This window comes from Dysgonomonas sp. HDW5B (genome assembly GCF_011299335.1).
GTDB lineage: Bacteria > Bacteroidota > Bacteroidia > Bacteroidales > Dysgonomonadaceae > Dysgonomonas_A.
The window spans coordinates 2,398,550-2,423,294 of the sequence record NZ_CP049858.1 but is presented as its reverse complement, the minus strand read 5'-3'; the positions used below and the strand labels follow the sequence as shown (position 1 = coordinate 2,423,294).

Genomic DNA, 24,745 nt, shown 5'->3' with positions numbered 1-24,745 from the left:
CTCACTCTTTCATCGAACTGTTATATGAAAACATGCTTGTTTTTTCTCATGTACAACATAACACAAGTCTCTCTGCCTTAGATCGTGTAATACTTCTCCGAGTATAAGTTTCAGGCGATCTGTACTAACATCATTTGTTCCCTCAGGTCCTCTTTTCTGAAATCTCTTCCACGAAATGTCAAAAGTTGTACCATAACAATGTGCCGAGTTATGACTAGCGTTTCCGTTTCGTTTTGTTAGAGAAGCAACATCATCCAAACTGCGGGTTACACTAGTTACAACTAATTTATAGACCGGCAACTTTTTGCTTATAAGTGAGTCTCTGAAATTAGAACTGATCTGAACCAACAACTTCGACCCATCAGTTACTAAATAAGGAACCGAATGTGTCAGCTTGTCGATTTTATATAAATCCAACTCCATAGGCAATCTAACCATTTGACTCAGAAACTTAGCTGTATCGCCTCTTTCGGTCATCGGGAGAATTCCTTTTCGTTGAGCAGCCTCCAAATGCAATTCGGGCATATCATTAAACGACTTATATGCGCCCCTAAATCGGGTATATACTTTAGGTTCTACATTATCTAAAGACGACTCTTCTTTCTCTCCTTTACATGATTCGAAAGAAAGAACTAAAACCGATAAAAATAATAAAATACGAAAATTCATCAATATTCAATAAAAAGGTCTCAAACCCAATTTGTTATTTCAATTAAGTATAAACACAACTATGGTATCGTATATAATATAAATATTTCGCAGAACTATTTATTGTTTTGGCAAACAAAACAGTGATAAATAGCTATGCTCATAAAATGTATCATTAAATATTTTCTTTTACTTATTTACCAAGGAAAGTTTATAGAATTACAAAATTAAGGAAAATAAACCATTTTAGGATTAACCTGTGATGTTAAAACAAATGGATTTTTAATTATGGTGTAAAGCCGAAATCATTTCATACCTTTGCAGAATCAGAATTAAAGGTTATGAAAAGAAGCTATGAACACGGATTTTTTAAAAACATTCAGACCCCAAATTATTGATTCCTTAAAAGGTTATAATAAGGAAAAATTTATGGCCGACCTCATGGCCGGTTTAATTGTCGGTATTGTTGCTCTCCCTCTCGCTATTGCATTTGGTATTGCCTCAGGAGTAAGCCCTGAGAAAGGACTTTATACAGCCATCATTGCGGGATTTATTATTTCGCTCTTGGGAGGTAGCACCGTACAAATCGGAGGACCGACGGGTGCATTTATTGTTATCGTATATAACATCATAGAACAATTTGGCTTCCAGGGATTGGTGATTACAACTGTAATGTCGGGTGTCATACTCATTTTAATGGGTGTTGTAAAACTGGGAGTCGTAATAAAATACATTCCCTATCCAATTATTGTCGGTTATATGAGTGGTATCGCCGTTACTATATTTTCGACTCAAATAAAAGACTTCTTCGGACTCGACATTAAAAATATCCCACCGGACTTTCTGGGCAAATGGCAACAATACATCTACCATTTAGATAGTATCGATTTTATAACAGTAGGCATAGGCGTGTTAAGTCTACTTATTATTATCTTTTCTCACAAAGTTTCCAAAAAGATACCGGGTTCACTCATTGCTGTTGTCTTAATTACCGTTATAGCATATTTCTTACGCTATTATATGGGAATAAACTCCGTTGAAACTATTGGAGACCGCTTTAGCATCAACAACGAATTGCCCCATATGGAAGGAATTACTTTCAGCATACGAGCAATCAATACTTTATTTCCTTATGCCTTCACATTGGCCATCTTAGGATCAATAGAATCTCTTATATCCGCCAATGTTGCGGATGGTGTTACAGGAGAAAAGAACAATTCCAACATGGAACTAATCGCCCAAGGGGTTGCCAATATTTTCGCTCCTCTATTTGGAGGTATTCCTGCAACAGGCGCTTTAGCTCGTACGATGACCAACGTTAGTAATGGTGGGCGGACTCCTATTGCGGGTATAGTGCACTCCTCTTTTTTATTATTGGTTGTATTATTTTTAGGAGGATTGACACAGCATATTCCAATGGTCTGTTTGGCTGCAATACTTATAGTTGTATCATACAACATGAGCGAATGGAGATCCTTCATAGCATTACTTCGCAACTCGAAGTCGGATGTAATTGTTTTAGTCACAACCTTTCTTCTCACCGTTATTTTCGACCTTACAATAGCTATCGAAATCGGTTTATTACTTGCTGTATTCCTATTCATGAAGCGCATCATGGAGGTTACCAAAATATCGGTAATTACAGATGAGCTAAATCCATCGGACAAAGAAGGAGCTTCTTCTGATGATAACCTTATCATACCAAAGGGTGTTGAAGTTTATGAAATTGACGGACCTTTCTTTTTTGGTATAGCCAATAAGTTTGAGGAAAGTATGCGTGTTGTCGAAGATAAGCCGTTAGTCAGAATAATACGAATGCGAAAAGTTCCATTTATTGACTCTACAGGTATGCACAATCTCGAAAGCTTATGCAAGAAATCTCAAGATGAGCATATAAGAATGATACTATCAGGAGTAAGACCTAACGTAAGAGAGGCTCTCGAGAAATTTGGTTTTTGCGAACTGTTAGGAGAAAAAAATATTTGTCCTAATATCAATGCAGCGATGGACAAAGCCGAAAAAATTCTTGCGGAACAAGCCATACTAAACAAGAAAATACAGGACTAATAACCACATGGCTTATTACCCGTTTGAGAAAGTGTCATAAAAAAAGCAATTACACTTAAATCAAAAAATATAGAAATAACTATTTTAGGGTACTTAAAATAAAGATATACTTGTATATTTAAAATAAACTATCTACTTTTGCAAGCCAAATTCGATCAGAAACAATAACGAATAATATAATATAGCAATGAAAAGAACTTTTCAACCCTCTAGAAGAAAGAGAATAAACAAACACGGATTCCGCTCAAGAATGGCGACAGCTAACGGTCGTAGAGTATTAGCTTCTCGCAGAGCAAAAGGTAGAGGTAAATTAACTGTATCTGACGAAGCTGCAAAATAATTGAATAGACTATTCATTTAGTCTTCTGTATAAATAAAAGTAGGAATTAATTTTTTAATTCTTACTTTTGTCGTATAAGGTCTAGACCTATTTGTAATATTGGCTAGTATAAATACGACAAGTTATCACGACTGAGTCAAGTTACATTCAATACCTACTACAACATATACAGATTTCATTATTTACTTAATTTCAATTAATGAATTGGTTCGATATTTGCATTTTCATAGTAATAGTATATTGTGTCATAAAAGGATATAAAACAGGTTTAGTAAAACAATTATCTACACTTGCCGGTCTTATAGTAGGAGCTATACTATCCGGAAAGCTATCAGTCCTGATACTCCCCTATGTACAACATATAAAGCAGATACCTCCATATATGGCTCCGCCGCTGTCATACGCCCTTACCTTTCTTATAATTATAGTATGCTTCTATTTATTAGGTACTATGATGGAAGAAATACTCAAGACTGTAAAAATGGGCACACTAAATAAATTAGCAGGAATAGCCCTATGTCTTACCAAATGGTTGTTTGCGATAAGTATCGTCATTAATCTTATTGTGCAAGCAGATGAGCACCATCAGTTGATAGCACCTAAAATTCAAAACGGATCAGCTAGTTATAAGTATATACAGCCTTTCGCACCCAAACTGGTTCCGTTTCTCAAATTCAGTCTCGATTAATCTTTTATCTTTAGGTGAATCAAAGGCTCCCTTTACACCAAAGCGATAAAAAGGCCCGGGACTTTATATTATCCGATGTTAGCCCACTATTTAGTTTTAATGTTGTACTTTTACCGGTGAACCCAGATACTTTTTATGAGCACAACCGACACTTACAGATATAAATTAGGATTAGCCCTGAGTGGTGGTGGAGCAAAAGGATTCGCCCATTTAGGTGTACTTAAAGCATTAGAAGAACATAACATTCACCCCTCGATAATATCAGGCACCAGCGCAGGAGCTTTTGCCGGAGTATTGTATGCAGACGGTAATAGTCCGGATGAAATACTTTCGTTTTTCCACAAAAAAGCATTCAAAGAATTTGCCGAACTAACCATCCCTCATACAGGAATTTTCAAGGCCGACAGATTCAAACAATTCTTGAAGACACATCTTAAAGCACGTACATTTGAAGAGTTGAAAACTCCTTTAAAAGTTGTAGCTACCGATATTGCCAATGGAACAAGTGTGGTATTCGATAAAGGTCCTCTCATTCCGGCAATAACAGCATCATGCGCCTACCCTATTGTTTTCACTCCTGTGGAAATAGAAAAGGTGCACTATGTTGATGGAGGTCTATTCAAGAATTTCCCGGTTACCCCCATTCGGTTCGATTGCGAAACCGTAATAGGTGTAAACGTAGCTCCCCTCACAAAATTAAAATATAAAAATTCATTACTGTACATCGCCGAAAGATCATTCCACTATATATCGGTATCTAATTCTTTAGCCGATCGAAAACTGTGCGATATACTAATTGAGCCCGACCGATTATCATCCTATGCTATGTTTACTTTAGAGCATACCAAAGAAATATTCAATGTGGGTTATGACATCGCGATAGAGGAATTAAAAAAAGAAAAGTATAAAGATTTGTTCTAAAATATATAAATTCTGATATGATAGTCTGAGATTATAACTTAACTGCCAGTTTCTATTCTTAAAAGAATATATTCGATCTTACATCTTGATTATTCCCATATAAATATCGGATAAACTTACATTTACCTAAATAATGAAAAGGCATTAGGTCTTAATGGGATAATTTATGTACTGATATTCATTTCTTAACAAATAGTTTTATAAATTTGCACTCGATAAATCTACAATTACAATAAAAAAACTCATCAATGGAACAAATGGAACAGATACCATTCAAAATCTTCTCGGGAACCAAATCTCGTTACTTAGCTGAAAAAATCTGTAATAGTTTAGGCTGTCCACTCGGCAATATGAATATCGAACGCTTCGCCGACGGCGAATTTTCAGTATCATACGAAGAGTCAATCAGAGGTCGTCAGGTATTCCTGATCCAATCGACTTTTCCGTCATCAGATAACCTGATGGAGCTATTATTAATGGTGGATGCAGCTAAAAGAGCATCTGCTCGTTCTATTGTTGCAGTTATTCCTTACTTCGGATGGGCAAGACAAGACCGCAAAGATAAACCTCGTGTATCTATAGGTGCTAAACTTATTGCTGATATGCTGAGTGCTGCGGGAATCAACCGTCTTATTACAATGGACTTACATGCCGATCAGATTCAAGGTTTCTTTGATGTACCGGTAGACCACCTATATGCTTCTGCTATTTTCTCGGACTACATAAAAACTTTAGACCGTGAAAATCTTGTAATAGCAACTCCCGATGTCGGCGGAACCAAACGTGCCAGCTCATATGCAAAATACTTTGGCGTACCGATGGTTATCTGTTACAAACTTCGTAAAAAAGCAAACGAAATTTCAGAAATGCAAATCATTGGTGATGTAGAGGGTATGGATGTACTGCTTGTTGATGACATTGTTGACACAGCAGGCACTATAACAAAAGCTGCAGACTTGATGCAAAAACATGGAGCACGTTCTGTAAGAGCTATTGCCAGTCATGCAGTTATGTCTGACCCCGCTTCTGAACGTGTAGATCAATCAGCCCTAACAGAAATCATATTTACAGACAGCATACCTTATTCTAAAAAGTGCGAAAAAGTTACAGTTCTTTCTGTTGCTGATGTATTCGCCGATTCAATCAGAAGAGTATGTAACAATGAGTCTATCAGCTCATTGTATGTATTGTAAATAAACACATATAATAAGATCGGGTTCGGTAAGACAATGCAGAACCCGATCTTTATTTTTGAAAAAATACATATTATTTTGCAGTGTCGCTAAATAAGAATATTTTTGCTTGTTAAAAAGTAAATAATAACAAAATATTACAGGAATGAAGGTCCATCACGAAGGGCGTAGTGAATTAGCAATACTGATATGTATACTATTGGTACTCAATGGTAGTCTGGTTTACTTTTTTGGAAAGAATGCATTCACCTTTTTAATACTAGGTGCATCATTCGCATTTTTTCTTATTGTTCTGAACTTTTACAGAAGTCCATACCGTCGTTTCACCGGAGACATGATCAATTCTATCGTTTCTCCTGCTGATGGTAAAGTTGTGGCTATAGAAGAAGTTTTCGAACCCGAATATTTCAAAGAAAAAAGATTACAAGTATCAGTCTTTATGTCACCATTAAATGTACATGCAAACTGGTATCCGGTAAATGGAAAAGTGATATTGAAAAAACATCATAATGGACGCTTTCAGGCGGCTTATCTACCAAAATCGAGCACAGAGAATGAACGCTCTACGGTTGTTATAAGAAGAGAAGACGGTACAGAGATACTTATGCGCCAGATAGCAGGTGCTATGGCTAAACGTATTGTAACCTATCCCGACGAAGGATATGAAGCACATATTGACGAACATATGGGCTTTATCAAACTCGGATCACGTGTAGACCTGTTTTTACCGCTTAATACAAAGATCAACGTAACTCTGGACGAAAAAGTGACGGGTAACCAAACTGTAATAGGCGAACTTCCTTATCAAAACAAGGCATGAAAAAACATATTCCCAATATACTAACATCAATGAATGTACTTTCAGGCTGTATAGCCTGTGTTATGGCATTCAATGGTAATTACCTATGGGTGGTTATATGGGTTATAATTGCAGCTATATTTGATTTTTTCGATGGTTTTTCGGCTCGGATGCTGAAAGCTTATTCTCCGATAGGAAAAGATTTAGATTCTCTGGCTGATATGGTCAGCTTTGGACTGGCTCCGGCACTGGTTGTTTTCAGACTGCTATCAGATAATAATATATTAGGGTCAACCATTTATGTATCATCCACCGAATCTTATTATGTAAAAGAATTAATTCCTTATATAAGTTTTCTTTTAGTTATATTTTCGGCTTTACGACTTGCCAACTTTAATATTGATGAGCGACAAACCACCTCTTTCATAGGATTGCCTACTCCGGCGAATGCATTATTTTGGATTAGTTTATGCTATGGAATCAGTACCAAAGATGAGTTCACTCAACTTTTCAGCTTTTATCCAATAATCGTTCTGGTTATTATATTCTCACTCTTATTAACAGCAGAAATACCCATGTTTTCGCTAAAAATAAAGAGTTTGAAATTAAAAGGAAATGAACTTAGATATCTCCTTATACTTTTTATGATTATAGCTATATTTTATTGGGGGGTACTCGGTATTTCAGCCGGAATCATATTCTACATTATACTATCTGCCATCACAGCCAAATTAGCAAAATAAATTAAAGTTCAAGACTTCTTTTCTCTGGTTTAGAACAATCCATTATAGGCTACCTCTAGAGATGTAGTAAATCTTACTGTTAGTTAGAAGCACTTTGCAGTCGTTAATTTTTCGAAAAAGCTTTTTTTCGAATAGGTATTCCTTGTATATTTACATTCATAGACTCAAATTTGGTTATAAGATCCAAAACAGAGGAATAAATATTCGCACATTATTTATTTTAATTAAATGGGTAGCTTCTTATTATTTATATTAGTAATATTCTTTGCAATCATAGGCTTGATCGGAGCTTTTGTATTGAAATTTGTTCGTTTATTCACTAAACAGACAAGCAGTTCTCATCATGGAAGATCAACCAATAACAGATACGAAGATCAACAGAGTCAACACGCAGATAACGATAGCAACCATCAAAAAATATTCAGTAAAGAAGAAGGTGAATACATTGATTACGAAGAAGTAAAATAATAAACAGATACAATTAAGGTACTACACTTTTGATTTCTTATTAAATTCTTCTTTCAATAAGCGTTTTAATTCAACAACACCTTCGGAAGCTCCTTTTCTTATAAAGTTTATCTTACCTCTCGATACGGCAACTTCATTCGGATCTATTATATAAATAGGTGTTCCGTCATGTACATAATTAATTAGTCCTGCAGCAGGGTATACATTCAACGATGTTCCAATAACCACCAAAGCGTCAGCTTGCCTAACCATCTCTTCCGCTTTTTCCATCAGAGGTACAGCCTCGCCAAACCAAACAATATGAGGACGAAGAGGTGAACCATCTTCACACACATCATCTATTTTTATATCAGGATTATCAGAGTCTAAAAGATAAATCTTATTCGCATTAATCGATGAGCGTGCCTTCATCAATTCACCATGAAGGTGTATGACAGAAGAACTACCGGCCTTTTCATGTAGATTATCCACATTCTGAGTAATAATCTGCACATTATACTCTTTTTCCATCTCTGCTAATCCAAGATGTCCTTCATTCGGTTTAGCAGAAAGTGATTCTCGTCTTCTTTTATTATAAAAATCCAATACCAATTGAGGATTTCGCCTGAACCCTTCGGGCGTTGCTACATCCTCTACCCGGTATTGAGCCCATAATCCTCCTGAATCTCTAAAGGTTGCAATTCCACTTTCGGCACTCATTCCGGCCCCGGTTAAAACAACAATATTTTTCACTTCAAATATTTTTTATAAGATTTAACAAATAAATCACCAAGATCTTTGATTTTCAAGCATGAAAGTTAGATAAAATATCGCTAAAAGAGTTATTTTTGCAAGATTATAAATCAGAAATCAACGTAGGGTATTAATAAAAGGAAAATCCCGAATAATAGAAAAGCAATGGATAAAATAAGTTACGCTCTAGGGTTAAGTATTGGAAACAATTTTTCAAGCTCAGGTATCAAGAAAATCGACATCAATGTATTCGCTAAAGCTTTAGAAGATGTATTGAACGATAATCAACCATCGATGAGCTACGATGAAGCAAAGAGCGTTATCAATGATTACTTTACAAACTTACAAGCTGAGAAACTTGACATTAACGAAAAAGCAGGTCAAGAATTTTTAGAAATCAACAAAAAACGTCCTGAAGTAGTTACTCTCCCCAGCGGATTGCAATACGAAATCATTACAAAAGGAGAAGGTAAGTTACCTTTAGCTACAGATCAAGTTAAATGCCACTATCATGGAACACTTATCGATGGTACAGTATTTGACAGTAGCGTGCAACGTGGTACACCTGCTACCTTTGGTGTGAATCAAGTAATCCAGGGATGGGTTGAAGCTCTTCAATTAATGCCAGTAGGCTCAAAATGGAAACTATTTATTCCATCAAACCTTGCATACGGAAAAGCAGGAGCGGGACAATCTATCGAACCTAATTCTACATTAGTGTTTGAAGTCGAAGTATTGGATATTGTATAATTAATAATAAAATAATTATTTTTTTAAATGAAAAAATTTCAAATCCTTGCACTTAGTGCAATTGCTGCTATTGGAACAATGGCTGTTTCTTGTCAAGGAGGCGCCGGCACTCCTAATGCGAACCTAAAGACTGAGGTTGATACTCTTTCTTATGCATACGGAGTTCAATTATCTGAAGGTGGATTAAACCAATACCTATCTCAACTAGGAGTTATTCAAGACACAGCTATGTTTAAAGCTGTAGAAGGTCAACGTATAGCTGCTGAAACTGATCCAGCTAAAAAAGCTCAACTTGAAAAAGCATTAGTTTCAAAAATTGACTCATTGAACAAAGCAAATACTAAAAATCTTGCTCAATTTATCAAAGGTTTGAACGAAAGCTTCAACAGCACAAACAAAGATCAAGATGCATATTTCAACGGTCTTCAAGTGGGTGGTCAATTGAAACAAATGACAGAAAATTTCCAAAATCAAGTATTGGATTCTGCACAAGTTAATAAAGCTGCTTTACTTGCAGGTCTACTTAACTCTTTGAAACACGAAAAACTATCTGTAGAAAATGCAACAGAAATAGTTCAAGCTAAAATGATGGCTTCACAAGCTAAAGCTCAAGCTAAGCAAGAAGAAGAACTTAAAAAACAAAACGGAGCACAAATCGAAGCTGCTAATAAATTCCTTGAAGAAAACAAAACTAAAGAAGGTGTTGTAACACTTCCTAGCGGTCTTCAATACAAAGTTATCAAACAAGGTACAGGTGCAATTCCAACTGCCAGCGATCGCGTTAAAGTATTCTACAAAGGATCTTTAATTGATGGTACTGTATTTGAAACTAACGAAGGAAAAGATCCTGTTGTATTTGGCGTTGGTCAAGTAATCAAAGGATGGACAGAGGCTCTTCAATTAATGCCTGCCGGTTCTAAATGGACTCTATATATTCCTTATGACCTAGCTTATGGTGCACAACAAGCTGGTAATATTGCTCCATTTTCAACACTTATATTCGATATCGAATTAGTTAGCATCGAAAAATAATCCTTTCGATCAATTTCATAAAAAAGAGCCGAATCAAATGATTCGGCTCTTTTTATTATTTATAGGTCCTCTTTTCAGAATTTGATACCTAGCTTAATCATTGGTTGAGAAATAAACGAGATGGTATGATTATCTGAAGACAAATTTCCGAGTCCGGCTTGAGGACGTTCTTTGTATACTGTATATTGATAAGATACCGGACGTACATCCACACCTACAAATAACAGTTGATCAAAGAAGTAATCAAATCCGCATACAGGAGCCAGACGAAAAGCGTAAGCCTCGGCTATAGAAGCCCCCATATACTCTTCGCTATCAGCTTTAGCTGTTACTCTACCATAAGCAAAGCCTGTTTCGCCTCCAAAATAGAAAAACAATCGATTGCTCATCGATTCATAATAGCGGTTAGCTCCTAATCCAATGGCATATTGAATATTGTCGCTATTAGGAACTGCTTTATATGTTGGCACAAAACCGGGTTCGGTGCTTCCTGTACCCACAACCTCACTATATCCGGGATTATTACTATAAGTAAAACCTCCGGAAAGTTTTAATGCCCAATCTTTGGATACAAACCATTTAGCTTCTACATCAAGAATCGGTTTCTTATCGAACCATCCCGACATAGGTGCAGATAGTGTATATTCCGACAAATTAGGTTTTGGTGCCGACATACCGATATAAGAACCTACTCCAAAATTAACGGAAAGCATTACATCGCCTTTTTGCGGTCCTAAACCTGCATCATCCTGAGCTACCGATGTACCACACACCAGCATAGATAGAAATATAATAGAACTAAATCTTTTTATCATTAACTTCTGTTTTTATTTATTTCATACGTGCATCAACAATTGCTTTAGCATCGCTGGCTTGTTTTTCAGCAACAGGCAATAGAGTTTTTAAAGCAGCAATCTCAGCTTCTGCATTTTTGATATTTTGATCCAATTGTGCAATTGCTCGTTTATTCAATTCTTTTGCATTAGTTATATCTCGTTTATATTGAGCTAAGCCAGCTTCTGAATCCAAAACTCTGCTTTCAAGTTCATTTATTCTTTTTTTCACTTGCTCAATTGAGCTTGTCCAAATACCACTATTACCTCCGGGATAAATTAAATCTCCACTATAATATATAGTATTTAACTGCTGTAAGTAATCAGACATACTACGAACTTCATTGTCATTATTTACATATACAGTATACGCCGCATTATAAATTTTCTCCGCAGCAGTATAAGCATCAGCCAATACCTTTGCTTTATTAGCATCTCCAGCATATGCAGCCTTCTGCCTGTTAGCCTTTGCCAATGCATTTGCTACATAATTTAAAGAACTGCTTAAATCTGAATTCTGATATTCTAAATTGCTAATTGAGTTCTGATTCTTATAATAAGCATTATAGGCAGAGTCGTAAGCTGAATTTGCTATTCTATATTTTTCGTAAGCAGCATTCATTTTATTATAATTCTCAGAAGTCGAATTATTATAATACAAATCACGAGCTACTTCATAAGCAGTATAAAGATTATCAGACTCTATTTTAGTTTTATTTCTTGCAACATACAACGACTCTGTCTGAGCCTTTAATTTATTTATAGCTATATTATTTGCATCCAATAAAGCTTGATAACTAGAGGTCTTTTTTGTTTCTTCGGCTATTGTTGTATTTATTTCAGTCAAAGAATAATAAGTCATATTATTAGGCATAGCATTCCCTGTATAATACTTTCCCAACAAATACTGAAAGTCTAAAAGATCTTTTTTTGCTCCATTCTCAAATGTGGCACGAGCAGTTGTATAATTTTTATATACAGTGGCCTGAGTAATTAAGAGAGCTTGATATTGTTTTGTTTTTTCTGCTATTTCTTTCTCTAACTTAGTAGCATCAATATTAGTCAATATCTGATTCCACGAAGCTATAAGTTTTTTATCATTTGCAATTTGTGATTCAGTATTTATAATCCAATTATTATAAAGACGAATACTGCTTTCCGTATTTGACTCTGCTGCAGTCTTCAAATCAGATAGAATCGCTTTTTGATATACTAAATCCAATTCAGCTTTGGCTAATGACTTTTTCAGCGAATTTACTTCTCCGATATATACCTTATAATCATTGATTGCTTTATTTAAAACTTCGTCTTGCTGATTCTTAGATTTATCCAATTCGGCTTGAAGTTTTAGCATTTCGATCTCTGCTACAATCTGAACTTGCTCAAGCTTATACTTGTACTCCTCGAGCTCAAGCTTAACACGAGCCTGTATGCTTTTCAATTCTTCGGCTGCAACTAATTGATCAGCCTCGGCTTTTTTCTTTTCAACATCTGTCTGAGCAATTAATAAAGCTGCGTTGGCATCATTTAACTTTGTCTGACTCTTTACCTGATCAATTTGAGCTTGAATCAAAAGAGCTTCGGCTTCTGCTTTAATCTTACTTGCTTCAATTTGAGCTTTGGATAATTCGGCCTGAGCTTTTAACTGGTTAGCATAGGCTTCGCGTACCTCTTTCACACTCGACGACTCGCTATCATCTACACATGAAGTAAAGGCGAACGAAGCACCCAGTACCATAAGTACTGAAACATAGATCTTAATTTTTTTCATTGAATTAATTTGTTTTTTAGTGTTTAGAATGTAAGTAAGTGTAATTATCAGAAACTAATTATTGCATTAAGGTAAAATACAAATATCCTAATATTTTTCTTAAAATATCCTTCATTCTGTTAAATCGAGCGCAAAAATATATTAAAATATCAATATTCCAAAACAACAGACATCAAATAAAGAAAAAGATGAGAAATAACAGTACTATATTCTAAGTTATATCTATCACTTCGTATAGTGCTAACATTATACAAGATAAGAATCAGTATTATTTTAAATAATTTGTTAGGTAAAGAGGTACTTTTTATCAAGAAAAAATACATAGATAAAAAAATACCACTATATTTGACACATAAATAGAATAAAAAGAAAGAATATGGAAAAAATTGATAAACTTGACAAAAAGATTCTCGAAATTATTTCGCAGAATGCAAGAATTCCATTCAAAGATGTTGCTCTAGAATGTGGTGTATCAAGAGCTGCTATACATCAACGCGTACAAAGAATGATCGAAATGAAAGTTATCGTTGGATCAGGCTATATTATTAACCCAAAAGTTTTAGGCTATAACACCTGCACATACATTGGAGTAAAATTAGAAAAAGGCTCGATGTATAAAACCGTAATACCTGAATTAGATAAAATACCTGAAGTGGTAGAATCTCATTTCACAACAGGACCTTATACTATATTGGTAAAGCTATATGCAAAAGACAATGAGCATTTAATGGAATTGCTAAACAACAAAATACAGGAAATACCTGGTGTTGTTGCAACCGAAACTATGATTTCTTTGAGTCAAGGAGTAAAACGTCAAATTCCTATCACAAAACCTGAATAATATATACATATATATTTAGATATGACTAAAAGGATAATCTACAATGATAGATTATCCTTTTGGTTTACTAAAAAAAACCAAAAGCTATAACTTAGATCTCTTTTTTTTAATACTTTTGCAGTTCGGAATAAGTGATTTTATACATAGAATGGGAAAAGATAAACAAACAGACAGTTTTCTGAAAAAAATAATAAATAATACATATATAAGAAATATTGCAGCAATGGTAATCATTGCCATTATTCTTATTGGCATTACACTTTTTTTCGTCAATCAATACACGCGCCACAACGAAGCAATAGAAGTGCCTGATCTCAAAGGACTACAGGTGGAAGATGCTGCTGCTATGATTTCAGCAAAAAACCTCAGATATGAAGTCGTTGATTCCATATTCCAAAAGGATGGTGTTCCCGGAGCTATTCTGGAACAAATCCCGAGTGGTAAATCGAGCGTAAAACAAGGTCGAACAATCTACCTCACTATACAAGCTAAGAACGAACCTCTGGTTGCTATACCCGATCTGGAAGATGCCTCTTTGAGGCAAGCAGAAACGCTTCTTAATGCTTTAGGAATAACTCAAATAAATATAGTTTCTGTTCCATCTGAATTTCAAGACTTAGTATATGGCGTTGAATATAACGGTTCTCCCCTTAAAGGCGGGCAGAGAATACCTAAAGGCTCCACTGTTACATTGAAAGTAGGAAATGGCAATGCAAACGACACTTCTGCCGACAGTTTACAAATTGAAGGAAGTGAAACATTCAGCGAATGATTAATCAGCTTGAAGATATAGACGATCTCCTCGAAGGGGATCAAGAACAAAACTCGTCCGAATTATTTGAACATTATCGGTTTGTAGCCGATAAAGGACAAGGACTGTTACGTGTTGACAAATTCATCACAACACGTATAGACGGAATTTCGCGAAACAGAATACAAAGTGCAGCAGATGTAAATTGTATTTTAGTCAATGGCGTTGCCGTAAAATCGAACTACAAAGTGAAGCCTAACGATATCGTAACCATAGTTATGGATCGTCCGCGCCGCGAGATTGAAATAATTCCGGAAGATATCCCTCTAGAGATAGTATACGAGGATCAAGATCTAATGGTTATCAATAAACAAGCGGGATTAGTTGTACACCCAGGGCATGGTAACTATACCGGAACCTTAGTCAATGCAATAGCTTATCACTTGAAAGATACAGCAGGGTACGATTCCAAAGACCCTCGTTTGGGTTTGGTACATCGTATAGACAAAGACACGTCGGGTCTATTGGTAATCGCTAAAAACCCGGAGGCGAAAACTCATTTATCAAAACAATTTTTTGACAAAAGCACCAAACGCGAATATATCGCATTAGTATGGGGGGCAATCGAAAAAGATTCGGGTCGTATCGAAGGTAACATTGGAAGAAATGTCAGAGACAGACTACAAATGAGTGTTTTTGAAGATCCAGAATTAGGCAAACCTGCCGTTACCAACTACGAAGTGCTGGAAAGATTGGGCTATGTTACCCTAGTTAAGTGTCGCCTCGAAACAGGTCGCACCCATCAGATACGTGTTCATATGAAACATATCGGGCATACTTTATTTAATGATGAGCGATATGGAGGTAACATTATATTAAAGGGTACTGCGTTCACAAAATACAAACAGTTTGTTCAAAACTGTTTCAATTTATGCTCACGCCAAGCACTACATGCCAAAACCCTAGGATTTATTCATCCCCGCACAGGTGAGGAGATGCTATTTGAATCATCATTACCTGAAGATATGACTCTTATGATTGAAAAATGGAGAGGATATATATCAAATCGAGATGTTTGACTCTGAGAACCAAGGACATCGGAAGATATCAAATAAAAAAGAAGCATTAAATGTCGTATTAAAAACTATAATTATCAGCAGATGTTATAGTTTTATAAACTAATAAAAGGGTCCGAGACCCTACATTTTATAAGTAACGCTTGCCATGAATAAAAATGTTGCAATTATATGGGGAGGATATTCTTCTGAAATTGTAGTATCCGAAAAAAGCATGAACGGTATATACTCGTTCTTAGACAAAAACCGTTATAATGTCTACAAAGTTAAGATAGACAAAAAGGGTTGGACAGCAGAAATTGAAGGGAAAGAATATATTGTTGACAAAAACGATTTCAGTATATCTTTCGGTTCTGCCAAAATAAAAATTGATTTTGCTTACATAACTATACATGGCACTCCCGGAGAAGACGGACGTTTGCAAGGCTATTTTGACATGCTGAACATCCCCTACTCTTCTTGCGACTGGATGGCTTCGGCTTTAACTTTCAACAAGTTTGTATGCAATAATTTCCTGAAAAACTTCGGACTAAATGTTGCCAAGTCAGTATATCTAAGCAAAGATTCAAAATACGACATTAATGCTATTGCCGAAGCTCTTAAGTTCCCTATATTTATTAAACCGAACACCGGTGGTTCTAGTTTTGCAACAACCAAAGTGAAGGGAATAGATAAAATGCAAGAAGCAATAGATTTTGCTTTTTCTGAAGCATCGGATGTAATTATCGAAAGCTTTATTAGCGGAAGAGAAGTTACTTGCGGATGTTATAAAACAAGCGACCATGAAGTTGTTTTTCCGATAACAGAAGTAATCACGAAGAATGAATTTTTCGATTACAATGCCAAATACATGGGAGAAGTTGAAGAAATAACACCTGCGGATCTTTCTGAGGAGAAAACATTAGAAATTCAACAGCTCACTTCAAAGATATACGATCTTGTAGGAGCGAAAGGAATTATTAGAGCTGACTTTATAATATCAGACAATACACCTTATCTATTAGAAGTAAATACAACACCCGGAATGACCACTACAAGTTTTATACCCCAACAGGTTAAGGCTGCCGGCTTAAGCATGACTGATGTCTTAACCGAAATAATTGAATGTGAATATCAAAAAATACAAAAAAGTTTATGATGAGCGATAATAAATTCGTTGATATAGCCCCTTTAGAAGACAAAGATGTAAAGCAAGCTATCCAAGAGTTACTAGTCGACCCTGGCTTTATGTATGCTGTAAAGTATATAATCCCTGATATAAACTGGGATGAATTTTCTTCAGAAATGCTGAAGTACAATACAAAGTTTGATTTCCAATCAAAAATGATCGCCCCTACAGTATGGGCATTGGCAAATAAAACATCATCAGGAATAACCAGTTCGGGATGGGAAAACATAGATGAGAACTCTCATTTAATTATATCTAATCACCGGGATATAATTTTAGATGCGGGATTATTAAACATCCTACGCAACGAAAAAGGCTTGGCAACTACTGAAATTGCAATAGGTGACAACTTGCTTATCCATCCTTGGATCGAGAAGCTGGTTCGTCTCAATAAAAGTTTTTTAGTAAAAAGAGGTGTTTCTGTTCGACAAATGCTTGAAGTATCTTCACACATGTCTGAATACATTCATTATGTAATCAACAATAAAAAAGAATCTGTTTGGCTAGCTCAGAGAGAAGGCAGAGCCAAGGATTCTAATGACAGAACTCAAGAAAGTGTATTGAAAATGCTTGCATTATCTGCACCGTCAGGTGGATTTACGGAGAGAATCAAAAGCTTGAATATACTACCTTTATCAATTTCTTACGAATATGATCCTTGTGACTACTTGAAAGCGATGGAATTTCAACTGAAAAGGGATAATCCTGAATACAAGAAAGCACAGATAGACGACCTTCGGAATATGGAGATCGGATTACTAGGCTTTAAGGGGAAAATACATTTCAGATTCGGAAAAGAAATCAATGATAAATTAGGCTCTATAGATTCACTGGATAAGAAAGAGCGCACATCAGCAGTTGCTCGAATCATTGATCGTGAAATTCATTTGAATTACGAATTTTATCCTTGCAATTACATCGCAAATGATCTATTGGTAAATTCAAACCAATATAAAGAGTATTATACAGATCAACAAGAAGCCGATTTTAAAGAATATCTGGCAAAACAAATTGACAAAATTAAACTCGAAAATAAAGACATACCATTCTTGAGAACCAAGATTCTGGAAATGTACTCCAATACATTAAAAAACTATCTAATAGCAAAGGGAGAATAATTATTCTCCCTTTTTCTTTTTTAATACACAAAGCATATCTAAACTACTTTATTTTTCATAAATTTGTAAGAACAGCACAAACTTATTTGTAATTCCATCTGTTTTTTAGAGTTTAAAATCCATTTGCAGTTACAAAAACATGGATAATAAAAATTCATTATTACTCAACAAGTAAACATTATGACTAGACTAAAAAGTATAACAATCTGCTTCGTATTTCTTTTTACACTACTATCAGGTAATAGTTTTGCACAGGATTTACTTCAAAATAATAAATTCACATATGCTCCCCTATTTGACAACCAAGTAGTATTAATGAAAGAAATATCGCTTAACAATGCTGATCCTAATAAAAGCTTCCAGATTGTTAAAGAATGGGCTAAGGAACGTTATGCTTCGGATCCTCTAATTTCCAACATAAGATACGACAACACGAATAAAGAAATAATTGTAAAGTCAAGAATAGAGCTTCTTCTTCCAGAGAATGAAAATAAAGTTAGAGAGAAAGTTATAATGACTTATCATCTCAACACCTTCATTTTGAATGGTAAATGTGTCTTCGAAGTTAAAGGAATTACCTATAAATTGCATAACACCAAGAAAAATGTGAAAGCAGAAGATACTATAACACAATCGGCATTGGTTTCGGGACCACAACAAGAGCTTAGAATAAATATCCAAAGGAGTACATTCTACTTCTTAAATGAATTAGCCGACAGTTTGGAAACTGCATTAAAATCAGGAATCTAAAAATCGAAACTAAGCTGCTTATTTGTCAAATTAAAAGTCAAACGGTGGTAAGGGGTTACCCCATATTGTTCAATAGCAAGTCGATGCTTTGCTGTGGGATAGCCTTTATTCTGACTCCAACCATATTGAGGATACTCGTCATTTAATTGCATCATAAAATCATCTCGATAGGTTTTAGCCAATACAGATGCAGCAGCAATGGACAGAAATTTAGCATCCCCTTTTACGATGCAAGTATGAGGTGTATTCTCATATTTTTTGAATCGATTTCCATCAATCAGCAAATGTTCCGGCACTATCTTTAAATCCGAAACAGCCCTATGCATAGCTAAGAAAGAAGCATTTAAGATATTTATCTGGTCTATTTCGGTATGAGAAACTATCCCGACAGCCCACGCCAGAGCCTGCTCTTCGATAATGATTCTTAGATCGTATCTTGTTTTTTCTTTAAGTTGTTTCGAATCATTTAGTAATTCGCAATTAAAATCGGGAGGAAGCACAACTGCCGCCGCAAATACAGGGCCTGCTAAACATCCACGTCCGGCTTCATCACAGCCGGCTTCTATAACATCTGAATTTAAAAACAATTGAAGCATCTTGAATATATTGAATCTTAAAACCTTACCTTTAGAGAAAGAGTAAAGAGATAAAAAGTTATTATAAGTAAAGAAAAATTTAATGGCGTATTTTGAGTACAGAACTATTTATCGCTGTTTTAATTGACAAAGTAATAAATAACTCTGCGAACTTAATTAATAATATGGCATCAAATACATGATAAAACATATTCATCAAAAATAAGCATATTATCGTATTTTCACCAATTATGATATATTTTATCCTATTTTTTTCTTCTAAATGACTACAGATAATTGATTTAATAATTACCTTTGTAAGGTATTCAGGAAGATCAAAAAGGAGTTATCACACAATTAAACCCAAATAACCATCATGAAATTAGATACCCTAACAGCCATTAGTCCTATTGATGGTCGTTATCGTAGCAAAACCGAAGAATTAGCTAATTATTTCTCGGAATATGCACTGATCAAATACCGTGTATTAGTTGAAGTGGAATACTTTATCGCATTATGCGAACTTCCATTACCCCAATTAAAAGATGTTAGTCATAGTATTTTTCCTGAATTAAGAAAAATAGTTACAAATTTCTCTGAAGAAGATGCAACTCATATCAAAGACATCGAGAGTATCACTAACCATGATGTAAAAGCTGTAGAATATTTCATAAAAGAAAAATTTGATCTTCTGCATTTAGACGAATACAAAGAGTTTATTCATTTCGGGCTTACTTCTCAGGATATAAACAACACATCTATCCCGCTTTCGTTGAAAGAGGCATTGGATAATACGTATTATCCTCTATTAGAAGAATTGATTAATCTATTACAAAGCAAAGCCGATGAATGGCAAGAGGTATCGATGTTAGCTAAGACTCACGGACAACCGGCATCTCCCACCCGATTAGGGAAAGAAGTTATGGTTTTTGTAAGCCGTCTTAAAAATCAGGTCGATTTATTAAAATCAATTCCTTTTTCTGCTAAATTCGGAGGAGCAACAGGTAACTACAATGCACATACAGTAGCTTATCCTCAATATAATTGGAGAGAGTTTGGCTCGAAATTTGTATCTGATAAATTAGGCTTAGTAAGAGAAGAGTACACAACACAAATATCTAATTATGATAATATGGCTGCAATCTTTGACGGATTGAAACGTATAAATACAATCATAATTGATTTGAATCGTGACTTTTGGCAATACATATCAATGGAATACTTTAAACAAAGAATTAAAGCAGGAGAAATCGGCTCATCAGCCATGCCTCATAAAGTAAATCCTATTGATTTTGAAAACGCCGAAGGTAATTTAGGTATAGCAAATGCAATATTGGAACATTTGTCCGCAAAACTACCCATCTCGCGTTTACAGAGAGATCTTACTGACTCTACAGTACTAAGAAATGTAGGAGTTCCTATCGGACATATAATCATTTCACTTCAGAGTACATTAAAAGGATTAGGCAAATTACTTTTAAACAAAGATGCTTTAGATAACGATCTTGAAAAAAACTGGGCTGTAGTAGCCGAAGGAATACAAACGATATTACGTCGCGAAGGTTATCCAAAACCTTACGAAGCGCTAAAAGAATTGACTCGTACCAACGAAGCAATTACAATGCAATCCATATCTAATTTTATTAACGGATTATCTGTTAGTGAAGATATAAAAGATGAGCTGAGAAAAATAACGCCTCATACATATACTGGAGTATAACCCAAATATAGCCGCGAGGTTATTATAATTAATTGATTTATTAAAATTTAAATCTTATTACAGATGATTACAGACAGAGATAATGAAAGCCGAGACGGTTACTCATCATCAAATAAGCCGTCTCTCAACAAGAACAATCAGAGTGAAGCGAAGAAAAAACGTCCTCGCGTAGGAGATACTCGCCCGGTGATCAACAGAGATAATAACTCTGATGACAGACGTAGTAACTATAACAATGACGACAGACGCAGCAATTACAATTCGGGGGAAAGAAGAAGTAATTATTCTGATGACAGGCGTAGCAACTACAACTCTGATGACAGACGTAGTTATAACAATGACGACAGACGCAGTAATTACAATTCAGGAGAAAGACGCAGCAATTACAATTCCGATGACAGACGTGGCGGAGGTTCGTATCGCCCCAACAATCAATCACGCGATAATAATCGCCGACCTTATGACAGAGATCAAAGATCGGGAGGTAGTGATCAAAACAGAAGTAAAGGACCTAAACAGCTATTTAAACCTGTTAAGTACAAAGAAAATCTAGATCCTGAAACTCCAATCCGTCTAAATAAATACTTGGCCAATGCAGGTGTATGTTCTCGACGCGAAGCCGATTCATTCATCACAGCCGGAGTAGTAAGAGTTAATGGAGAACTTATTTCGGAACTGGGAGCTAAGGTAAAAAGAGGTGACAGTGTAACTTTCCAAGACAAACCGGTACGTTTAGAAAGTAAAGTATATGTACTCCTAAACAAACCGAAAAATACGGTTACAACCTCAGACGATCCTCAAAACAGAAAGACTGTTATGGACTTAGTAAAAGGAGCTTGTCCTGAGCGTATCTATCCCGTAGGTCGTTTAGATAGAAACACTACCGGTGTACTATTGCTTACTAATGATGGAGATTTAGCTTCTAAGCTAATGCATCCTAAGTATGTAAAGAAGAAAATTTACCAAGTAAAACTGGATAGAGAAGTAGCTATTGAAGATATGCAAGCCATTGCCGATGGTATTATGCTTGATGATGGTGAAATTCATGCCGATTCAATTGCTTACGTTGGAGAAGACGTTCTTGACGAAGTAGGAATCGAAATCCATTCAGGAAGAAATCGTATTGTACGTCGCATATTCGAAAAGTTAGGATATCAGGTATTAAAATTAGATCGTGTATATTTTGCTGGTCTTACCAAGAAAAATGTTACTCGTGGCAGATGGAGATATTTAACTGAATCTGAAGTAAACATGCTTCGCATGGGTGCATTCGAATAAATAAAATTATAAGGTGATACACCTATTTGCTGCTTTTGCACGTATAATGACAGAGATGGCTATACATGCGAAAGCAGCAATAAATATTTAAGATCACAGACCTTTTATTGCTCTAATAACTATAATAGCAATAAATATCTAAGATTAGTTATAACCCTAGTCAGGACAAACTTAAATTAAAAATGGAAACAATTCGTAGAACTAAAATTTCAGACTTGCTCCGCAGAGATGATTTCGGAGCAACCGTAAGTGCAAAAGGCTGGGTACGTACCCGCAGAGGCAATAAATTTGTAAGTTTTATACATTTAAATGATGGTTCTACAATAAATAATATCCAAGTCGTTGCTGATGCAGAACTCTTCAATGAAGAATTACTGAAAAAGATTACAACAGGTGCATGTATCCATGTCGTTGGAACATTAGTAGCATCACAAGGTCAAGGACAAAACTGCGAAATACAAGCCAAAGAAATAGAAATATACGGTGTTGCAGACCCTGAAGAGTACCCTTTGCAAAAGCAAAAAAATGGTCCTTCATTAGAGTATCTGCGCGAAATAGCACATTTGCGTCCAAGAACAAACACTTTTGGAGCAATCTTACGTATGCGTCATCACATGTCGTTTGCTATTCATAAATACTTTAACGACCATGGATTCTTTTATTTGCATACTCCTATCATTACAGCTTCTGATGCTGAAGGAGCAGGCTCTATGTTCCAGGCAACAACTCTTGATTTCAACAATACACCTCGTACCGAAACAGGTGCAGTAGATTACAGTCAAGATTTCTTTGGGCGTCAAACCAATCTTACTGTTTCAGGACAACTAGAAGGAGAACTTGGTGCTATGGCATTAGGTGCAATATACACTTTTGGCCCTACATTTCGTGCAGAAAACTCAAATACCCCACGCCACCTTGCTGAGTTCTGGATGATAGAACCTGAAGTTGCATTCTATGACATCAATGACAACATGGATTTGGCTGAGGACTTTTTACAATACTTGATCAAATATGCTCTTGAGAATTGTAAAGATGATATTGCATTCTTAGCAGAGAAATACGATAAAGAATTAATCGACAGATTAAACTTTGTTACCAATAATAAGTTCATTCGTTTAACTTACACTGAAGGTGTGAAAATTCTGGAAGAAAGTAAACACAAATTCGAATTTCCCGTTTATTGGGGTGCAGATCTTCAATCGGAACATGAACGCTATCTGGTAGAGCAGCACTTCAAATGTCCGGTTATCCTGACTGATTATCCGAAAGAGATCAAGTCTTTCTATATGAAGCAGAATGAGGATGGAAAAACGGTTCGTGGCATGGATGTTCTTTTCCCTAAAATCGGAGAGATTATTGGTGGATCAGAACGCGAAGCTGATTATGACAAGCTAATGAATCGCATTAAAGAAACAGGAATGAATGCTGACCCAATTTGGTGGTATTTAGAAACCCGCAAATTTGGAACAGCACCTCATGCCGGATTCGGATTAGGTTTTGAGCGTCTTATGCTCTTTATTACAGGTATGGGCAACATTAGAGATGTTATACCATTTCCTAGAACTCCAAATAACGCGGAATTCTAAAGACATATATAAATTTATAAAAGGCGATAAAATAATAACTTATCGCCTTTTTTATTTATTTTGTTTTATAATTATTAGTCTAAAATATATGGAAATAGTTTGTAAAAACTGCAATAATCAATCGAATACTAAATATTGCCCATCATGTGGACAGTTCATGAAAGCTCAGAGAATCGACTTTCATTATTTAATACACGAAATTCAACATAGCATATTTCATGTTGATAAAGGGATTCTCTATACAATAAAGGAATTAATTCTGAGGCCTAGTCAAATGTTGAAGGGATATCTTTCAGGAAAAAGGGCAAAACATTTTAAGCCTTTTGCTTTTGTTACTATTCTAGCAACTATATATGGTTTTTTGAGCCATTATTTGCACATATATCCTAATGTAGATATTATAAGTAGCTCTTCTCAGACACAAAGCGCAATACAAATTACGTTTGACTGGCTTTACAAGCACTATGCTTTGATAACCTATCTTCTCATACCATTTAATGCCTTGTTCTCGTTTATATTATTTAGAAAGAGTAATTATAATTATTTTGAACACTTGGTCATCAATTCATATATGATTGGCATCCAAATATTATTCTTAATAATACTTCTTCCTCTACATTACATTTCCCCTACTTTAAACCTCTTTTTACCACTTCTACTATCTTATTTATACATGAGCTGGATATTCTATCGGATATTCGAAAATAATCTATTTAAAAGCACGATTAAGATAATCGGAATTATTATACTCAGCAGCATATTAGGTTTGCTCTTAGGATTTGCTGGCGGTTTGTATTTTCTTAGATAGGCTCATACGAATAGACAAATTACAATAGCCATAATTCTATTATCAAATCCAACTTTTCGGTCAATTAGACCTGATATATAGTCAAACAT

General features: G+C 35.3%; 25 protein-coding genes. 20 read left to right on the top strand and 5 right to left on the bottom strand.

The features are described 5' to 3' along the window. Positions 1-9: 9 nt before the first annotated feature. Complete coding sequence (locus G7051_RS09955) at positions 10-669, bottom strand: DUF5715 family protein (RefSeq protein ID WP_166199959.1); 660 nt, start codon at positions 667-669, stop codon at positions 10-12. 333 nt (positions 670-1,002) lie between these two features. Here G7051_RS09955 and G7051_RS09950 point away from each other — a divergent pair, with 333 nt between their 5' ends. The 8 genes from G7051_RS09950 (at position 1,003) to G7051_RS09915 (ending at position 7,867) form a co-directional block, all read left to right on the top strand. Then, on the top strand, positions 1,003-2,715 hold the full coding sequence (locus G7051_RS09950; protein WP_166199957.1) for a SulP family inorganic anion transporter: 1,713 nt from the start codon (positions 1,003-1,005) through the stop codon (positions 2,713-2,715). A 187-nt stretch (positions 2,716-2,902) separates the two neighbouring features. After that, a complete protein-coding gene (gene rpmH, locus G7051_RS09945; protein WP_050709734.1) occupies positions 2,903-3,055 on the top strand; it encodes a 50S ribosomal protein L34 in 153 nt (50 codons plus the stop codon). A gap of 199 nt (positions 3,056-3,254) precedes the next feature. After that, positions 3,255-3,743: a CvpA family protein gene (locus G7051_RS09940; protein ID WP_166114519.1), complete on the top strand. Its 489-nt coding sequence runs from the start codon at positions 3,255-3,257 to the stop codon at positions 3,741-3,743. Positions 3,744-3,878: 135 nt separating this feature from the next. Beyond that, positions 3,879-4,664 carry a patatin-like phospholipase family protein gene (locus tag G7051_RS09935; RefSeq protein WP_166199955.1) on the top strand — a complete coding sequence of 262 codons (786 nt, stop codon included), beginning with the start codon at positions 3,879-3,881 and terminating at the stop codon, positions 4,662-4,664. Positions 4,665-4,921: 257 nt separating this feature from the next. Beyond that, positions 4,922-5,857, top strand: coding sequence for a ribose-phosphate pyrophosphokinase (locus tag G7051_RS09930; protein ID WP_166117690.1), 936 nt, complete (start codon positions 4,922-4,924; stop codon positions 5,855-5,857). Positions 5,858-6,002: 145 nt separating this feature from the next. Continuing rightward, complete coding sequence (locus G7051_RS09925) at positions 6,003-6,677, top strand: phosphatidylserine decarboxylase family protein (RefSeq protein ID WP_166114513.1); 675 nt, start codon at positions 6,003-6,005, stop codon at positions 6,675-6,677. Next, complete coding sequence (locus G7051_RS09920) at positions 6,674-7,399, top strand: phosphatidylcholine/phosphatidylserine synthase (protein ID WP_166199953.1); 726 nt, start codon at positions 6,674-6,676, stop codon at positions 7,397-7,399. The genes G7051_RS09925 and G7051_RS09920 overlap by 4 nt, the downstream gene beginning before the upstream one ends. 228 nt (positions 7,400-7,627) lie before the next feature. Continuing rightward, the gene (locus G7051_RS09915) at positions 7,628-7,867 is read left to right on the top strand and encodes a DUF4834 family protein (RefSeq protein WP_166199951.1); all 240 of its coding nucleotides are present in this window, start codon (positions 7,628-7,630) and stop codon (positions 7,865-7,867) included. A gap of 21 nt (positions 7,868-7,888) precedes the next feature. Here the strand turns inward: G7051_RS09915 and G7051_RS09910 are convergent, their stop codons facing one another. After that, on the bottom strand, positions 7,889-8,599 hold the full coding sequence (locus tag G7051_RS09910; RefSeq protein ID WP_166199949.1) for an NAD-dependent deacylase: 711 nt from the start codon (positions 8,597-8,599) through the stop codon (positions 7,889-7,891). Between the two features lie 165 nt (positions 8,600-8,764). On the opposite strand from G7051_RS09910, the gene G7051_RS09905 reads away from it, so the two are divergent. Both G7051_RS09905 and G7051_RS09900 read left to right on the top strand, forming a co-directional pair. Continuing rightward, the gene (locus G7051_RS09905) at positions 8,765-9,349 is read left to right on the top strand and encodes an FKBP-type peptidyl-prolyl cis-trans isomerase (RefSeq protein ID WP_166199947.1); all 585 of its coding nucleotides are present in this window, start codon (positions 8,765-8,767) and stop codon (positions 9,347-9,349) included. 27 nt (positions 9,350-9,376) lie between these two features. After that, positions 9,377-10,381 carry an FKBP-type peptidyl-prolyl cis-trans isomerase gene (locus G7051_RS09900; RefSeq protein WP_166114501.1) on the top strand — a complete coding sequence of 335 codons (1,005 nt, stop codon included), beginning with the start codon at positions 9,377-9,379 and terminating at the stop codon, positions 10,379-10,381. A 74-nt stretch (positions 10,382-10,455) separates the two neighbouring features. Here G7051_RS09900 and G7051_RS09895 read toward each other — a convergent pair whose 3' ends face one another. After that, entirely contained in the window at positions 10,456-11,196 is a 741-nt protein-coding gene (locus G7051_RS09895; RefSeq protein ID WP_166199945.1) for a BT1926 family outer membrane beta-barrel protein, read from the bottom strand. Between the two features lie 16 nt (positions 11,197-11,212). Then, the gene (locus G7051_RS09890; protein ID WP_166199943.1) at positions 11,213-12,985 is read right to left on the bottom strand and encodes a hypothetical protein; all 1,773 of its coding nucleotides are present in this window, start codon (positions 12,983-12,985) and stop codon (positions 11,213-11,215) included. A 376-nt stretch (positions 12,986-13,361) separates the two neighbouring features. On the opposite strand from G7051_RS09890, the gene G7051_RS09885 reads away from it, so the two are divergent. The 6 genes from G7051_RS09885 to G7051_RS09860 all read left to right on the top strand — a co-directional run bounded on the left by G7051_RS09885 (position 13,362) and on the right by G7051_RS09860 (position 18,689). After that, complete coding sequence (locus G7051_RS09885) at positions 13,362-13,826, top strand: Lrp/AsnC family transcriptional regulator (protein ID WP_050709723.1); 465 nt, start codon at positions 13,362-13,364, stop codon at positions 13,824-13,826. A 148-nt stretch (positions 13,827-13,974) separates the two neighbouring features. Next, complete coding sequence (locus G7051_RS09880) at positions 13,975-14,598, top strand: PASTA domain-containing protein (RefSeq protein ID WP_166199941.1); 624 nt, start codon at positions 13,975-13,977, stop codon at positions 14,596-14,598. Continuing rightward, complete coding sequence (locus tag G7051_RS09875) at positions 14,595-15,656, top strand: RluA family pseudouridine synthase (RefSeq protein WP_166114489.1); 1,062 nt, start codon at positions 14,595-14,597, stop codon at positions 15,654-15,656. The genes G7051_RS09880 and G7051_RS09875 overlap by 4 nt, the downstream gene beginning before the upstream one ends. A gap of 145 nt (positions 15,657-15,801) precedes the next feature. Continuing rightward, on the top strand, positions 15,802-16,791 hold the full coding sequence (locus G7051_RS09870; protein WP_166199939.1) for a D-alanine--D-alanine ligase: 990 nt from the start codon (positions 15,802-15,804) through the stop codon (positions 16,789-16,791). After that, entirely contained in the window at positions 16,791-17,939 is a 1,149-nt protein-coding gene (locus tag G7051_RS09865) for a 1-acyl-sn-glycerol-3-phosphate acyltransferase (protein ID WP_166117688.1), read from the top strand. The genes G7051_RS09870 and G7051_RS09865 overlap by 1 nt, the downstream gene beginning before the upstream one ends. A gap of 180 nt (positions 17,940-18,119) precedes the next feature. Next, complete coding sequence (locus G7051_RS09860) at positions 18,120-18,689, top strand: DUF4468 domain-containing protein (protein WP_166199937.1); 570 nt, start codon at positions 18,120-18,122, stop codon at positions 18,687-18,689. On the opposite strand, the gene G7051_RS09855 is transcribed toward G7051_RS09860, so the two are convergent. Next, positions 18,686-19,285, bottom strand: a complete 600-nt coding sequence (locus tag G7051_RS09855; protein WP_166199935.1) for a ribonuclease HII — start codon at positions 19,283-19,285, stop codon at positions 18,686-18,688. The genes G7051_RS09860 and G7051_RS09855 overlap by 4 nt on opposite strands. A 355-nt stretch (positions 19,286-19,640) precedes the next feature. Between G7051_RS09855 and purB the strand changes: the two genes are divergently transcribed. The 4 genes from purB (at position 19,641) to G7051_RS18440 (ending at position 24,656) form a co-directional block, all read left to right on the top strand. Next, the gene (gene purB, locus G7051_RS09850) at positions 19,641-20,984 is read left to right on the top strand and encodes an adenylosuccinate lyase (RefSeq protein ID WP_166199933.1); all 1,344 of its coding nucleotides are present in this window, start codon (positions 19,641-19,643) and stop codon (positions 20,982-20,984) included. Positions 20,985-21,047: 63 nt separating this feature from the next. Further along, positions 21,048-22,262: a pseudouridine synthase gene (locus G7051_RS09845; RefSeq protein WP_166114474.1), complete on the top strand. Its 1,215-nt coding sequence runs from the start codon at positions 21,048-21,050 to the stop codon at positions 22,260-22,262. 182 nt (positions 22,263-22,444) lie between these two features. Further along, positions 22,445-23,848, top strand: coding sequence for an asparagine--tRNA ligase (gene asnS, locus G7051_RS09840; RefSeq protein WP_166114471.1), 1,404 nt, complete (start codon positions 22,445-22,447; stop codon positions 23,846-23,848). Continuing rightward, positions 23,805-24,656, top strand: coding sequence for a DUF3667 domain-containing protein (locus G7051_RS18440; RefSeq protein WP_370522500.1), 852 nt, complete (start codon positions 23,805-23,807; stop codon positions 24,654-24,656). The genes asnS and G7051_RS18440 overlap by 44 nt, the downstream gene beginning before the upstream one ends. The last annotated feature ends 89 nt before the right edge of the window (positions 24,657-24,745 follow it).

What these genes read in the sequence shown, in the direction of transcription:
- G7051_RS09955 (WP_166199959.1), bottom strand. Translation starts at nt 669, where the DNA reads ATGAATTTTCGTATTTTATTATTTTTATCGGTTTTAGTTCTTTCTTTC.
- G7051_RS09950 (WP_166199957.1), top strand. Translation starts at nt 1,003, where the DNA reads ATGAACACGGATTTTTTAAAAACATTCAGACCCCAAATTATTGATTCC.
- rpmH (WP_050709734.1), top strand. Translation starts at nt 2,903, where the DNA reads ATGAAAAGAACTTTTCAACCCTCTAGAAGAAAGAGAATAAACAAACAC.
- G7051_RS09940 (WP_166114519.1), top strand. Translation starts at nt 3,255, where the DNA reads ATGAATTGGTTCGATATTTGCATTTTCATAGTAATAGTATATTGTGTC.
- G7051_RS09935 (WP_166199955.1), top strand. Translation starts at nt 3,879, where the DNA reads ATGAGCACAACCGACACTTACAGATATAAATTAGGATTAGCCCTGAGT.
- G7051_RS09930 (WP_166117690.1), top strand. Translation starts at nt 4,922, where the DNA reads ATGGAACAGATACCATTCAAAATCTTCTCGGGAACCAAATCTCGTTAC.
- G7051_RS09925 (WP_166114513.1), top strand. Translation starts at nt 6,003, where the DNA reads ATGAAGGTCCATCACGAAGGGCGTAGTGAATTAGCAATACTGATATGT.
- G7051_RS09920 (WP_166199953.1), top strand. Translation starts at nt 6,674, where the DNA reads ATGAAAAAACATATTCCCAATATACTAACATCAATGAATGTACTTTCA.
- G7051_RS09915 (WP_166199951.1), top strand. Translation starts at nt 7,628, where the DNA reads ATGGGTAGCTTCTTATTATTTATATTAGTAATATTCTTTGCAATCATA.
- G7051_RS09905 (WP_166199947.1), top strand. Translation starts at nt 8,765, where the DNA reads ATGGATAAAATAAGTTACGCTCTAGGGTTAAGTATTGGAAACAATTTT.
- G7051_RS09900 (WP_166114501.1), top strand. Translation starts at nt 9,377, where the DNA reads ATGAAAAAATTTCAAATCCTTGCACTTAGTGCAATTGCTGCTATTGGA.
- G7051_RS09895 (WP_166199945.1), bottom strand. Translation starts at nt 11,196, where the DNA reads ATGATAAAAAGATTTAGTTCTATTATATTTCTATCTATGCTGGTGTGT.
- G7051_RS09890 (WP_166199943.1), bottom strand. Translation starts at nt 12,985, where the DNA reads ATGAAAAAAATTAAGATCTATGTTTCAGTACTTATGGTACTGGGTGCT.
- G7051_RS09885 (WP_050709723.1), top strand. Translation starts at nt 13,362, where the DNA reads ATGGAAAAAATTGATAAACTTGACAAAAAGATTCTCGAAATTATTTCG.
- G7051_RS09880 (WP_166199941.1), top strand. Translation starts at nt 13,975, where the DNA reads ATGGGAAAAGATAAACAAACAGACAGTTTTCTGAAAAAAATAATAAAT.
- G7051_RS09875 (WP_166114489.1), top strand. Translation starts at nt 14,595, where the DNA reads ATGATTAATCAGCTTGAAGATATAGACGATCTCCTCGAAGGGGATCAA.
- G7051_RS09870 (WP_166199939.1), top strand. Translation starts at nt 15,802, where the DNA reads ATGAATAAAAATGTTGCAATTATATGGGGAGGATATTCTTCTGAAATT.
- G7051_RS09865 (WP_166117688.1), top strand. Translation starts at nt 16,791, where the DNA reads ATGAGCGATAATAAATTCGTTGATATAGCCCCTTTAGAAGACAAAGAT.
- G7051_RS09860 (WP_166199937.1), top strand. Translation starts at nt 18,120, where the DNA reads ATGACTAGACTAAAAAGTATAACAATCTGCTTCGTATTTCTTTTTACA.
- G7051_RS09855 (WP_166199935.1), bottom strand. Translation starts at nt 19,285, where the DNA reads ATGCTTCAATTGTTTTTAAATTCAGATGTTATAGAAGCCGGCTGTGAT.
- purB (WP_166199933.1), top strand. Translation starts at nt 19,641, where the DNA reads ATGAAATTAGATACCCTAACAGCCATTAGTCCTATTGATGGTCGTTAT.
- G7051_RS09845 (WP_166114474.1), top strand. Translation starts at nt 21,048, where the DNA reads ATGATTACAGACAGAGATAATGAAAGCCGAGACGGTTACTCATCATCA.
- asnS (WP_166114471.1), top strand. Translation starts at nt 22,445, where the DNA reads ATGGAAACAATTCGTAGAACTAAAATTTCAGACTTGCTCCGCAGAGAT.
- G7051_RS18440 (WP_370522500.1), top strand. Translation starts at nt 23,805, where the DNA reads ATGTTATACCATTTCCTAGAACTCCAAATAACGCGGAATTCTAAAGAC.